At 68.8% G+C, this 12,704-nt stretch carries 12 protein-coding genes; 9 read left to right on the top strand and 3 right to left on the bottom strand.

What is annotated here, in order from left to right; translation table 11 throughout:
• Positions 1-11 precede the first annotated feature (11 nt).
• Both AC1VNM_RS26805 and AC1VNM_RS26800 read right to left on the bottom strand, forming a co-directional pair.
• Positions 12-653: an NrsF family protein gene (locus AC1VNM_RS26805; protein ID WP_483108926.1), complete on the bottom strand. Its 642-nt coding sequence runs from the start codon at positions 651-653 to the stop codon at positions 12-14.
• Complete coding sequence (locus tag AC1VNM_RS26800) at positions 650-1,195, bottom strand: sigma-70 family RNA polymerase sigma factor (protein ID WP_377157498.1); 546 nt, start codon at positions 1,193-1,195, stop codon at positions 650-652. The genes AC1VNM_RS26805 and AC1VNM_RS26800 overlap by 4 nt, the downstream gene beginning before the upstream one ends.
• Before the next feature lie 179 nt (positions 1,196-1,374).
• On the opposite strand from AC1VNM_RS26800, the gene AC1VNM_RS26795 reads away from it, so the two are divergent.
• The 8 genes from AC1VNM_RS26795 (at position 1,375) to AC1VNM_RS26760 (ending at position 10,788) form a co-directional block, all read left to right on the top strand.
• Positions 1,375-1,653, top strand: a complete 279-nt coding sequence (locus tag AC1VNM_RS26795) for a BufA1 family periplasmic bufferin-type metallophore (protein ID WP_377157499.1) — start codon at positions 1,375-1,377, stop codon at positions 1,651-1,653.
• Positions 1,654-1,666: 13 nt separating this feature from the next.
• Positions 1,667-2,515, top strand: coding sequence for an MNIO family bufferin maturase (gene bufB / locus AC1VNM_RS26790; RefSeq protein ID WP_483108925.1), 849 nt, complete (start codon positions 1,667-1,669; stop codon positions 2,513-2,515).
• Positions 2,512-3,312, top strand: coding sequence for an HvfC/BufC N-terminal domain-containing protein (locus AC1VNM_RS26785; protein ID WP_377157502.1), 801 nt, complete (start codon positions 2,512-2,514; stop codon positions 3,310-3,312). Before bufB ends, AC1VNM_RS26785 begins: the two co-directional genes overlap by 4 nt.
• Complete coding sequence (locus AC1VNM_RS26780; protein WP_377157503.1) at positions 3,309-3,794, top strand: DoxX family protein; 486 nt, start codon at positions 3,309-3,311, stop codon at positions 3,792-3,794. Before AC1VNM_RS26785 ends, AC1VNM_RS26780 begins: the two co-directional genes overlap by 4 nt.
• A 166-nt stretch (positions 3,795-3,960) precedes the next feature.
• Complete coding sequence (gene groES, locus AC1VNM_RS26775) at positions 3,961-4,251, top strand: co-chaperone GroES (protein ID WP_297524612.1); 291 nt, start codon at positions 3,961-3,963, stop codon at positions 4,249-4,251.
• 51 nt (positions 4,252-4,302) lie between these two features.
• Entirely contained in the window at positions 4,303-5,940 is a 1,638-nt protein-coding gene (gene groL, locus AC1VNM_RS26770; RefSeq protein WP_377157505.1) for a chaperonin GroEL, read from the top strand.
• A 291-nt stretch (positions 5,941-6,231) separates the two neighbouring features.
• Positions 6,232-8,328 carry a DUF1631 family protein gene (locus AC1VNM_RS26765; protein WP_483108924.1) on the top strand — a complete coding sequence of 699 codons (2,097 nt, stop codon included), beginning with the start codon at positions 6,232-6,234 and terminating at the stop codon, positions 8,326-8,328.
• Between the two features lie 99 nt (positions 8,329-8,427).
• Complete coding sequence (locus tag AC1VNM_RS26760; protein ID WP_483108923.1) at positions 8,428-10,788, top strand: patatin-like phospholipase family protein; 2,361 nt, start codon at positions 8,428-8,430, stop codon at positions 10,786-10,788.
• Here the strand turns inward: AC1VNM_RS26760 and yihA are convergent.
• Positions 10,785-11,435: a ribosome biogenesis GTP-binding protein YihA/YsxC gene (yihA, locus tag AC1VNM_RS26755; protein ID WP_377161566.1), complete on the bottom strand. Its 651-nt coding sequence runs from the start codon at positions 11,433-11,435 to the stop codon at positions 10,785-10,787. The genes AC1VNM_RS26760 and yihA overlap by 4 nt on opposite strands.
• Before the next feature lie 610 nt (positions 11,436-12,045).
• Between yihA and AC1VNM_RS26750 the strand changes: the two genes are divergently transcribed.
• Complete coding sequence (locus AC1VNM_RS26750; RefSeq protein ID WP_377157507.1) at positions 12,046-12,636, top strand: c-type cytochrome; 591 nt, start codon at positions 12,046-12,048, stop codon at positions 12,634-12,636.
• The last annotated feature ends 68 nt before the right edge of the window (positions 12,637-12,704 follow it).

Genomic DNA, 12,704 nt, shown 5'->3' with positions numbered 1-12,704 from the left:
GGCTGGTCCGCTCACCATCTCAGCCAATGTCGCCCAGCGAGCGCTCCCAGCGCCGCCGACATGCCCATCCCGAGCACGTACCAGATCGCGACGAATGGGGCGCCCATCTCGGGGCAGTGCAGCGAGTAGACGCACGCGCCCACCGCGCCCGCAAGCCAGCCTGCCGCCGCCCCGGTCAGCACCGGCCGCGTCGGCGCCAGACCGCGAAGCGCCCACAACAGGCCGACGCCGATCGGCAGCGCCGTCGCCGTCACGTTGAACACGCAGACCCGCCACGTCGTGCCCAGCACCAGCGGCACGCGCGCGGCGGGTTCGGCCATCCACAGCACCACCGCCGCCCAGATCCACAGCAGCGACACCGGCAGCCACACGCCCAGCCACCAGCCGTTCATCCGTGCCCCGGGGTGGCCGAGCCGGAACACCACGACCAGGCCGGTCGCGGCCACCGCCAGCGGCATCGCCACCTTCTGCCAGAACACCGCCGTGCCCATCACTTCGGCCAGGTCGGCGCGGATGCCGAAGGCGCCCTGCACCCACGCCAGCGCCAGCGCCACACCCACCAGCAGCGCGACGGCGAAGCGCCGTTCGCCGGTGCGCGTCGGCACCGGGCCGGCGTCCTGCGCCAGCAGTCCGATCAGATCGTCGGTCTTCATGTCATGTCCTTCCACAGTCGCGCCAGCGTCTTCAATCCCCGGTGCACGCCGACCTTCACCGCCGACTCGCTCAGCCCGGTGAGCTGGGCGGTCTCCTGGACCGACAGTCCCTCGACCTTGGTGTGCAGGATCGGCAGGCGCTGGTTGGTCGGCAATCGATCCAGCAGCCGGCTCAGGTCGCGGCGCGAATCGCCGGCCTCGTGGTCGGCGGCCGCGAACACCGCAAGGTCGTCGTCGAGCGGCTCGTTGAGCGCGTCGTGCCGCTCGCGACGACGCCAGAGGTCGACCAGCTTGTAACGCGCGACCGCATGCACCCAGGCCGTCAGCGGCTCGCCGCGGCGGTAGGTCTGACGTTGCGCGTGCACGGCCATCAGCGTTTCCTGCACCAGATCCTCGACCTCGTCCGGCAGCTGCTGCAGCCGCCGCCGGAAGTAGCCGCGCAGCAGCGCCCCCAGGCGCTGGAGGAAGCGGTGGTAAGCCCCCGCGTCCCCATCCAGCCCGGCCAGAAAGAGGTCGTGCAACTCATGTTCTGTCGCGATCACGGGATCTATTCGCGTCATGGGGCCGGAAGGTTACAGAGGGGCGCGAAAAAAGATCCTGGGATTTTCGGACGGCGCTGTAACCACCGGCGCAAATGACACGAACTAACTCCCGGATGCGACGGACCAATCGCCGCGTTCATCACGCAAACACACCATCCAGCCGCACAAGGAGTGCCCCCATGAAGTCGACCACCCTGAGCCTCGCCCTGGTCACCCTGACCGCCCTGTCCGCCTCCGCCATGGCACAGGACGCCAAGCCTGCCGCCGCGGAGAAGGAACGCTGCTACGGCGTCGCCATGGCCGGCAAGAACGACTGCGCCGCCGGCCCCGGCACCACCTGCGCCGGCACGGCCAAGATGGACTACCAGGCCAACGCGTGGAAGTACGTCCCCGCCGGCACCTGCACGACGATCAAGACCCCCAAGGGCATGGGCTCGCTCTCCGCGATCAAGTCCTGAGCGGCACGCCCTCATGACACACGCGCTGGGCGCCGGCCTGGGCTTCAAACCGGAGTTCGCGGAAGACGCGCTGGCAGCGCGTGATCCGGGACTCTGGTTCGAGGTCCACCCCGAGAACTACCTCGTCGCGGGCGGCCCGCGCCTGGCGCTGCTCGAGACCCTGCGGGCGACACATCCGCTGTCGCTGCATGGGGTGTCGATGTCCCTGGCCGGCACGGCGCCGCCGGATCCCAAGCATCTGAGGCGCTTCGCCGCGTTGGCGGACCGGCTGCAGCCGGCGCTGGTGTCGGAGCATCTGGCGTGGAGCCGCTTCGGCGGGGCGTATGCACCGGACCTGCTGCCGGTGCCGCGCACGACGGAGGCCTTGCGTCATGTCGCGGCGAACCTCTCCCGCATGCAGGACGCGCTGCAGCGCCGTGTCGCCATCGAGAACCCCACGCATTACCTGTCCCTCTCCCACGAATGGGGCGAGGTCGATTTCCTGCATGAACTCGTCCGCCGCACCGGCTGCGGGTTGCTGGTCGACGTGAACAACGTGTTCGTGTCCGCAAGCAACCTCGGCATCGACGCCTCGGCGTGGATCGATGCGGTCGACGGCGATGCAGTAATGGAAATCCACGTCGCCGGGCACCGTGCCGACGCGGACGCCAGCACCGGGTTGCTGATCGACAGCCACGACACGGCTGTCGCGGCCCCGGTCTGGGCATTGCTGGCGCGATTGACCGCTCGCATCGGCCCCAGACCGACCCTGGTCGAGCGCGACGGCAACCTGCCGCCCTTCGCCGAGTTGATCGCCGAACGCAGACAGGCTCAGTCAGCGCTCGACGCGGCAACACGCGCGCCTCATGAGGTGCTCGCATGACGCGCATCGAATCGCGCGCGGAGCCGGCGCTTGAGTCGCTCGCCAGATTTCAGGAAACGTTCTGGCGTGACCTCTGGGCCGCGCCGGAGGACGACACTGCCCGCCCCGCATCGGCGGCCGCTCAGCCCGGCTTCGCCGTCTATCGCAACACCATGTTGAAAGGCTGCGCGGATGCGCTGATCTCGCTCTATCCGGCCGTACACCGGCTGACCGGCGATGCGTGGATGCAGGCGGTGGCACTCGACGCGGTGCGGGCCGACCCGCCAACGGGCGGCGACCTCCAGCACTACGGCGCGCGCTTCCCCGCGTTCCTCGATGTGGCGCTCGCCGGCAGCGAACTGCCCTGGCTTGGCGAGGTCGCGCGCCTGGACCGGCTCTGGAGCGAGAGCCACGTGTCGGCCGATGCGCCGGTACTCGAGGTACCGGCCATCGCAGGACTCGAAGCCGAACGACTCGCCGCGTCGCGGCTGGTGCCGCACCCCGCGGCGCGATGGCGCTGGTGCGCCGGCTGGCCGGCATTCAGCCTCTGGAACGCGGCACGCACCCAAGGCGCCGATCCGAATCCACCGCATTGGCAGGGCCAGGGCGCGCTGCTGACGCGGCCCTCCGGCGCGGTCATCGCGCTCGAGATCGATGCCGCCGATTGCGCCCTGCTCGACGCCTGCGCCGACGGCACACCGCTCGGCGAAGCGCTGGACACCATCCAGGCCCGCCTCCCCGCCTTCGACCCCGGCGCCGCGCTGGGCCGTCTGCTCAATCAAGGCGCCTTCACCGGCGTCATGGAGATCCCGTCATGAACACGATCAACTCCACATCCCGCACCGGACGCGACACCACCTGGTCGCTGGCCACGATCCGCCAGCGCCTGGAGCGCCTCATCTCGCATGACCTCATCGCGCTGGCCTGCCGATTCAGCATCGCGGGCGTGTTCTGGCTGTCCGGCCGCACCAAGGTCGAGGGCTGGTTCACGCTGACCGACACGACCTTCCTGCTGTTCCGCCAGGACTACGCGCTCCCGCTGATCCCGCCGGAATGGGCCGCCTATCTCGCCACGGGCGCGGAGCACCTCCTGCCGATCCTGCTGGTACTGGGGCTGTTCACGCGCCTGGCCGCCCTCGGCGTGCTGGGGATGACGGCGGTGATCCAGACCTTCGTCTATCCGTCGGGCTGGCCGACGCATCTGAGCTGGGCGGCGCCGATGCTGTATCTCCTGGGTCGGGGCCCCGGCCGGTGGTCGCTGGACCACCTATTCAGCCGCGGTATTCAAGCGCGCCCTTGAAACGTCAAGACCGGTCCATATAATCTCCCTGCTAGCACTCGCGATGGTCGAGTGCTAACAAGCCCCGAGGCCCTGGCTGAGGGGCTTACTTCTTGTGATGGACTGGCTTGTGCGCTGAGCGCACGGCGGGTCCTTGAAGCAAGTCTGCATTAGTCAAGGAGATCTGATGAAACTGCGTCCTCTGCACGATCGCGTGATCGTTAAGCGCCTGGAAAACGAAACCAAGACGGCCTCCGGCATCGTCATCCCCGACAACGCCGCCGAGAAGCCCGACCAGGGCGAAGTGCTGGCCGTCGGCCCGGGCAAGCGCAACGACAAGGGTGAGTTCATCGCCCTGAACGTCGCCGTCGGCGACCGCGTCCTGTTCGGCAAGTACAGCGGCCAGACCGTCAAGGTCGACGGCGACGAGCTGCTCGTCATGCGCGAGGAAGACCTGTTCGCCGTCATCGCCAAGTAATCGGCGACCGCGACAGACTTTCATCCAGATAAAGATTTCGGAGAGATACACATGGCAGCAAAAGACGTTGTCTTCGGCGGCGAGGCCCGTGCCCGCATGGTCGAAGGCGTGAACATCCTGGCCAACGCGGTCAAGGTCACGCTGGGCCCCAAGGGCCGTAACGTGGTGCTGGAGCGCTCGTTCGGCGCCCCCACCGTCACGAAGGACGGTGTCTCGGTCGCCAAGGAGATCGAGCTCAAGGACAAGCTGCAGAACATGGGCGCCCAGATGGTCAAGGAAGTCGCTTCCAAGACCTCGGACAACGCCGGTGACGGCACCACCACCGCCACGGTCCTGGCCCAGGCCATCGTCCGCGAAGGCATGAAGTACGTGGCCGCCGGCATGAACCCGATGGACCTGAAGCGCGGCATCGACAAGGCGGTCACCGCCCTGGTCACGCAGCTGAAGGCGGCCTCCAAGGCCACCACGACCTCCAAGGAAATCGCCCAGGTCGGCACCATCTCCGCCAACTCCGACGCCGACGTCGGCGAGATCATCGCCAAGGCGATGGACAAGGTCGGCAAGGAAGGCGTGATCACCGTCGAAGACGGCAAGAGCCTGGACAACGAGCTCGACATCGTCGAAGGCATGCAGTTCGACCGCGGCTACCTGTCGCCGTACTTCATCAACAACCCGGAAAAGCAGTCGGCGATCCTGGACAACCCGTTCGTCCTGCTCTACGACAAGAAGATCTCCAACATCCGCGACCTGCTGCCGACGTTGGAAGCCGTCGCGAAGTCGGGCCGTCCGCTGCTGATCATTGCCGAAGAAGTCGACGGCGAAGCGCTGGCGACCCTGGTCGTCAACACGATCCGCGGCATCCTGAAGGTCGTCGCCGTGAAGGCCCCGGGCTTCGGCGACCGCCGCAAGGCCATGCTGGAAGACATCGCCATCCTGACCGGCGGCAAGGTGATCGCCGAGGAAGTCGGCATGTCGCTCGAGAAGGTCACGCTGGCTGACCTGGGTCAGGCCAAGCGCGTCGAAGTGGGCAAGGAAAACACCACCGTCATCGACGGCAACGGTGCCGGCGCCGACATCGAAGCGCGCGTCAAGCAGATCCGCGTCCAGATCGAGGAAGCCACCAGCGACTACGACCGCGAGAAGCTGCAGGAACGCGTGGCCAAGCTGGCCGGCGGCGTCGCCGTCATCAAGGTCGGTGCCGCCACCGAAGTCGAGATGAAGGAAAAGAAGGCCCGTGTCGAAGACGCGCTGCACGCCACCCGTGCCGCCGTTGAAGAAGGCATCGTGGCCGGCGGCGGCGTCGCGCTGCTGCGCGCCCGTCAGGCCGCTGGCACGATCAAGGGCGACAACGCCGACCAGGACGCCGGCATCAAGCTGATCCTGAAGGCCATCGAAGCCCCGCTGCGCGAGATCGTCTACAACGCCGGTGAAGAAAGCTCCGTCGTCGTCAACACCGTGCTGGCCGGCTCCGGCAACCACGGCTACAACGCGGCCAACGGCACCTACGGCGACATGATCGAGATGGGCATCCTGGATCCGACCAAGGTGACCCGCACCGCGCTGCAGAACGCCGCGTCCGTGGCCTCGCTGATGCTGACGACCGAGTGCATGGTCGCCGAAGCGCCGAAGGACGAGTCCGCCGGCCCGGCCATGCCTGGCGGCATGGGCGGCATGGGCATGGACATGTGATGTCCGCCTGAGCACGGCGCGCGGTGGTCCCACCGCGCGTCACGCTCGGGACCCACGCTCTCGAAAGGGGTCGCTTCGGCGACCCCTTTTTTCGTTCGTGCAAGATGAGTCGGTTGCGCTTCGATACGACGTAGGCTCGACCATTGCCAATATCCGCTGCAGCATCCGCTCAGCATCATGGTCACCGCCGGCCGCCAGGTCGCGCGGCCATCAGGCTTTCCCCAGGCCGCACGTCCCCGTGCCCCAGGGGATGTCACCTGAATCAGGGGCGACCATAATGCAGCTGACAACTTGTCACAAATGATGGTCCAAGCGTCTTCGCCCTCCCTGCAGTCCCTGCTCGACGACACCCTCGCGCATGTGCCCGCGTTGGCGCACGCGGTCTACAACGGCCTGCAGGATGAGCTCAAGAGCAGGCTCGAACATCACCAGTTGCTGGCCGGATGGTCCAAGCGGCGCGCGAGCTTCGCGTCCGACTTCGAAGGCTCGCTCAACCTCCTGCTGAAGACGGCCCGCGACGGCGGCGATCCGCTGCAGCGGGAGCGCCCCGTCTCACGCGGCGGCGAACTGTCCTTCAGCCTCGTCGATGAGAGCCAGGCCCTGAAGGACGTCGCGATCGCGCACGTGATCACTGCGATCGAAGACCAGTCCCGGGCCGAGCTGCATCAGCTGGGCAACTTCTTCGCCGCGCTGCGCGGCATCGCGCGGCCGTTGAAGAACGACAACCCGTTGCGGGCCGCGCTGTTCGCACAGGCGCTGGCACGCGCCATCGAAGGCGTGGACCTCGACGCCGACGGCCGCTATGCGCTGATGCGCATGGCCGCGCATCCGCTGGCGACCAAGCTGCAGCCGATCTACACCCTGCTCTGCCAGAGCCTGAGACAGGCGCAGTTGAGCGGCATGCTGACCAGCCACGGGTCGGCGCTCAAGGAGTCGGAACTGCGCCTGCGCCAGTTCAAGACCTTGACCGACACGCCGACGCAGAACGCGACGCTGGACCAGGTCGCGATGAAGCTGGACCTGATGAACACGCGCGCCGCCGAGCTCGGATCGGCGCGCGCCGCAGTCCCTGGTTCGCCCACTCCGCCGGCGGGCGCCCTGTCCGCCCCGCCGCCCAAGCTGGGGCCGGGCATCGGCGCGCCGGGCACGGACCTGCTGTCGCGTCTGTATGACCAGATCCTGGCCGACGACAGCCTGCAGCCGCCGCTCAAGGTCCTGATGGGTCGACTGCAGGTCGCGATCGTGCGCCTGTCCAAGACCGATCCCTCGCTGCTGCGTCGCCAGGACCATCCGACCTGGCAGTTGTTGAACCGCCTGGCCGCGCACGGCGCGGGCTTCCAGCGCAGCGACGATGCGGAACTGAAGGCCTTCCTGCAATTCCTGGAACGCGTGATCCAGCCGCTGCTGGACAGCGCGCATCCCTCCGCGTTGCAGTTCCAGCAGGCACTGACCGAGGTCGACACCCACATCCGCGCGCAGGCCGAGGCCCGCGGCCAGCGCAGCGCGGTGGCGCTCGAGCGCCTGGACCGCGAGCAGCGCCGCCAGGAATGGCAACGGATGCTGCGCGACCAGTTGCAGCACCAGCTCGACGACGCCCAGGCGGGCAAGCTGATGCGGCGTTTCCTGCTCGGCCCCTGGGTCGAGGTCATCGCGCAGGCGATGGTCCAGCACGGCCGGGATGCCTCGGAACCGCAGACCTACATCGAACTCGTGGACGCGCTGCTGCACAGCGTGTCGCCGCAGCCGGACGAGGCGGCCCGCACGCGCCTGCGCGCCCAGTTGCCGGACCTCGTCCGCGCGCTGGACCGCGGCATGGATGCCATCGCGCTGCCGCCGATGCAGCGGCAGACCTTCCTCGACGAGCTCATGCGCCAGCACGGCCGGGTGCTGCGCGGACTGCCGGCCGTGGAGGAGGCCGCCCCGGCCGCCCCGTCGCCGCGACGCCCGGCGCAGACGTCCGAGGAACTGCTGCAGCAACTGCTCGACGAACGCGAGTCGCAACTCCCCTCGCGCTGGGCCTACGAGCGCGTCGACCGCGGCCAGTTGCCGACGGTGCCGGTGGCGCTCTACAGCGAGGAGCACTCGCCCCACGCGCACGCGGCGCTGCAGGACTGGATCGCCGGCGTGCACATCGGCGGCTGGTACCACTTCTTCCACCAGAGCGAGTGGATCACCGCGCAGATCGCGTGGATCAGTGACAGCCGCCAGATGTTCCTGTTCGTCGGCCAGGCGTCGGAGGAGCGCCACTCGGTCACGCGCGGCGCGCTGGAACAGCTGGTCGCCAACGGGCTGATCACGCAGCTGGAAGACGAGCCGCTGCTGCAGCGCGCGATCGGCACGCTGATGCTGGACCTGGACCGCGCCCCGCCCAACGGCAACGATCACTGACGGACACCGTCGGGACGCCGCCGGGGCCTGCCCGCGGGCCAGGTTCGGGTCACAATGCGCCCGCCTCGCGCCGTCGCCGCGAGCTTGTCCCGCAGCCCGATGTCCGCCCTGTCCCGAGATCCCCGCGTCCTTCCCCGCGTTCGTCGCCTTCTGCGCCTGAGTGGCCAGTGCCGCCTGGCGCTGGCGGTCGCCCTGATCGCGCTCACCGCGCCGGTCGCCGGCCTCGCCCAGACGGTGCCGCCCAACCCCCCGCCCGGGCCGGTGGCGACGCCCGCGGCCGACCAGGCCCAGCGGCCCAAGCTCGGGCTGGTGCTCTCGGGCGGCGGTGCGCGCGGCCTGGCGCACGTCGGCATCCTGAAGGTGCTCGAACGCGAACGCATCCCCGTCGACATCGTCACCGGCACCTCGATGGGCGCGATCATCGGCGGGCTCTACGCCAGCGGCATGTCGGCCGACGACCTCGACCGCGAGCTGTCGCGGATCGCCTGGGACCGGCTGTTCGCGAGCCGCGTCGACCGCCAGGACCTGTCGCAACGCCGCAAGGAGGAGGACTTCGAGTTCTCCGCGACGATCGAGTTCGGCCTGCGCGACGGCGAGGTCCGCGTCCCCACCGGCACGCTCTCCAGCCGCGGGCTCGAGGCGCTGCTGCGCCGGTTGACGCTGCCGGTGCGCGACGTGCACCAGTTCGACCGCCTGCCGACGCCCTTCCGCGCCGTCGCCACCGACATGGAGAACGGCCACGAGCGCATCCTGGCCGAAGGCGACCTCGCGCTGGCGCTGCGCTCCAGCATGAGCGTGCCCGGCGTGTTCGCGCCGGTCGAATGGGAGGACCGCATCCTCGGCGACGGCGGCCTGGTCAACAACCTGCCGGTCGACGTGGCCCGCGAGATGGGCGCGACGCGCCTGATCGCGGTGAACGTCGGCACGCCGGTGGGCGGACGCGACACGCTGAACTCGCTGCTCGGGCTGACCGCGCAGATGATCAACATCCTCACCGAGCAGAACGTGCAGCGCTCCATTGCCAGCATGTCCGCCGGCGAGGACCTGCTGATCACGCCGAAGCTGGGCAAGCTGACGTCGGGCGACTTCGACAAGGTCCGCGACCTGATCCGCGCCGGCGAGGAAGCCGCCGAGGCGATGCTGCCGCAGCTGCGCGCCTACGCCGTCGACGAGCGGACCTACACGGACTGGCAGATCGCGCGCATCGGCACCAAGGCGCCGGGCGTGTTCATCGCCGCGGTGAAGCTGGAAGGCTCCGACAACACCAACCCGGAGCGCTTCCGCAGCCAGCTCGAATCGAAGCCGGGCCAGCCCTTCAACAACGAGACGGCGGAGCGCGACATGCGCTTCCTGTCCTCCAGCGGCGACTACAACCGCGTCGACTATCACGTCGAGCAACGCGCCGAGGGCGAGACGCTGGTCTTCAACATGGAAGACAAGCCCTGGGGGCCGAACTACTTCCGCGTGGGCATGGACCTGTCGACCGACTCGGGCGGCGACAGCTTCTTCAACCTGCGCCTGAGCCACAACCGCCACTGGCTGACCGACAAGGGCACGGAGTGGCGCAACCAGATCACGATCGGCGAGACGCCACGGCTCTATACCGAGCTGTACCACCCGCTGGGCCTGAAGCTGGGCGTGGCCGACGACTGGTTCGTCAGCGCCTGGGGCGAGGCCAACCAGCGCAAGCAGATCGTCTATGACGACAACGATCCGGACAACGCCAGCCTGGGCCAGGCGCGGCTGGTGCGTCGCGACGCTTCCGTGGGACTGGATGTCGGTCAACCGTGGGGGCGCTGGGGCGAGGTCCGGCTGGGCGTGATCAGCCAGATCCGGCACGCCAAGCCCGACCTGATCACGGTGGCGACGCCCGAGATGGGCAAGCTGCGCTGGACCAGCTACGAGCGCGGCTTCCGGTTCCGGACCGTCGTCGACCAGCTGGACTACGCGAACTTCCCGCAGCATGGCTATCGCTTCACCGTCGAGGCGCAAGGCGGCCGCCAGGACAACCGCAACCTCAGCAGCGGCCGCTTCCTGCGGCTGAACACGGACGGGAACGTGGTGCGCAGCTTCGGCGGGCACACGGTCAGCCTGTACGCGCGCGCCGTGGCGTCGCAGCAGCCGGACGACACGGGCCTGGGCGGCTACACGCTGGGCGGTTTCCACCAGCTGTCGGGCTACAACCCGAACCAGCTCAGCGGCAACTCGCTGCTGTTCACGCGGGCGACCTACTACCGGCGCCTGAACGACCAGCCCTTCCTCTCGCGCGGGTTCTTCATCGGCGGCACGCTGGAGGCCGGCAACACCTGGCTCTCGCGCCGAGACATCAGCATCAAGGACATGCGCTACGCGAGCAGCATCTTCCTGGGCTCGGACACGGGACTGGGGCCGCTGTACGTGGGCATCGGCTACGCGCCACGCGGCGGGACCGCGTTCTACGTGTTCATCGGCCGGCCTTAAGCCGGCGCCGAGTCGTCTTCCGCGTCGTCGGACGGCTCGTCGTCTTCCTCGTCCTCGCCGTACGGCGCGCGCGGCTCGGCGTGCGCCCAGTCGTAGATCACCTCGGCGACGTCTTCCAGGCCCTGCTTGCTCAGCGCCGAGAACAGCGTGACGCCGATGTCGGAATCCTCCGTCGCCAGCACGCCCAGGTCCTTCTGGACCTGCGCCAGGATGGCGGCGCCTTCCTTGCGGTTGAGCTTGTCGGCCTTGGTCAGCACGACCAGCAGGCTGACCTCGCCCGCGGTGACGCGGTCGGACACGTATTCGAGCAGCTGCTTGTCGAGGTCGGTCAATCCCAGGCGGGAGTCGACCATCAGCACTACGCCCGACAGCTCCTCGCGCTGGCCGAGATAGTCGGCCATGACGCGCTGCCAGCGCAGCTTGGCGTCGCGGGCCACCGCGGCATAACCGTAGCCGGGCAGGTCGGCGAACAGCGCATTGGGCGCGTCGCGCGGGCCCACCGCGAACAGGTTGATGTGCTGCGTGCGGCCCGGCGTCTTCGACGCGAAGGCCAGGCGCTTCTGCTGGGCCAGCGTGTTGACCGCCGTCGACTTGCCGGCGTTGGAACGACCGACGAAGGCGATCTCCGGCAGGCCGCGCGGGGCCAGGTCTTGCGCGCGCGCCTCGCCCTCGCCGACTTCCTCGCCTGTGGCTTCGGATCCCGGGTCGTCTTCCGGGTCGTCACCCGAGTCGTCTCCCGAGTCGGCATGCGGCGCGCCGACGTCAGCGGCGTCGTCGTCAAGCAACGCCTCGTCGAACTCGGCGGCTTCGGCCTCGGCCAGCGCCGCCTCCGCGCGCGCCAGCGCCTCCCCCGGCAGCACGCCGTCGACCGGCAGGTGCTTGAGCTGGCTGGCCGTGGTCAGGAATCGGGCGGTGTGCGTCCAGGCCAGCGCGCGCTTGCCCGGGGTCATCGGCTCGGTGCTGGCGGCCTTCTTCACCGGCGGGGGCAGGCCTTGCGCCCTGGCCTTTTCGGCGTTCTTCGCGCGGGCCTTGGCGGCCGCGCGCATACCCGTTTTCCCGGGGCCCTGCTTCTTCTTTGATGCTCCCGCGCGTCCCGCGCCACGGCCTGCGGGTTTCCCTGGGGCCGCAGGGGCGGGTTTCTTGTTGGAATCGGTCATCGGGCTGCGCGGGCTCTAAAGAGGTGCATTGTAAGATCCCGCGGTTGCGCTCACCCAACCCTCAACATTCATGAAGACTGCCGCTTTCTTGTTGTCGAGCATGGTTTTGATGTCCGGCGCCGCCAACGCCAATGAACCCGCTGCGGCGGCCAAGCCCGATCTGACCAAGGGCCAGGCCATCAGTTCGCAAGTCTGTGCCGCCTGCCATACGGCCGACGGTACCCGCGGCAGTCCCGCCAACCCCATCATCGCCGGCCAGCACGCCGACTACCTGGCCAAGCAGCTGCACGAGTTCAAGTCGGGCAAGCGCAAGAACCCGGTGATGTCGGGCATGGCCGCGCCGCTGACGGACGACGACATCCGCAACGTCTCCGCGTTCTACGCCAGCAAGGGCTCCAAGCCCGGCTTCGCGAAGAACAAGGAGCTGATCACCCTGGGCGAGAAGATCTACCGGGGCGGCATCGCGGACAAGCAGGTGCCCGCCTGCGCCGGCTGTCACAGCCCGAACGGCGCCGGCATCCCGGCGCAGTACCCGCGCCTGGGCGGCCAGCACAGCGACTACACCGAGGCCCAGCTGACGGCGTTCCGCGCCGGCGGCCGCCCGAACAGTCCGCAGATGCTGGCCATCGCCGCCAAGATGAGCGACCGCGAGATCAAGGCGGTCTCGGACTACATCGCCGGCCTGCGCTGAGCGATCGCCCGCGGGGCGCACCTTTCGGGGAAGGTTCCGACGAACGAGGCCGGTGATCCGATCACCGG

This window comes from Mitsuaria sp. MSU3D (assembly GCF_056867975.1).
Note: the sequence above shows the minus strand (reverse complement) of the source record. Positions and strands in the feature narration are given on the sequence as shown.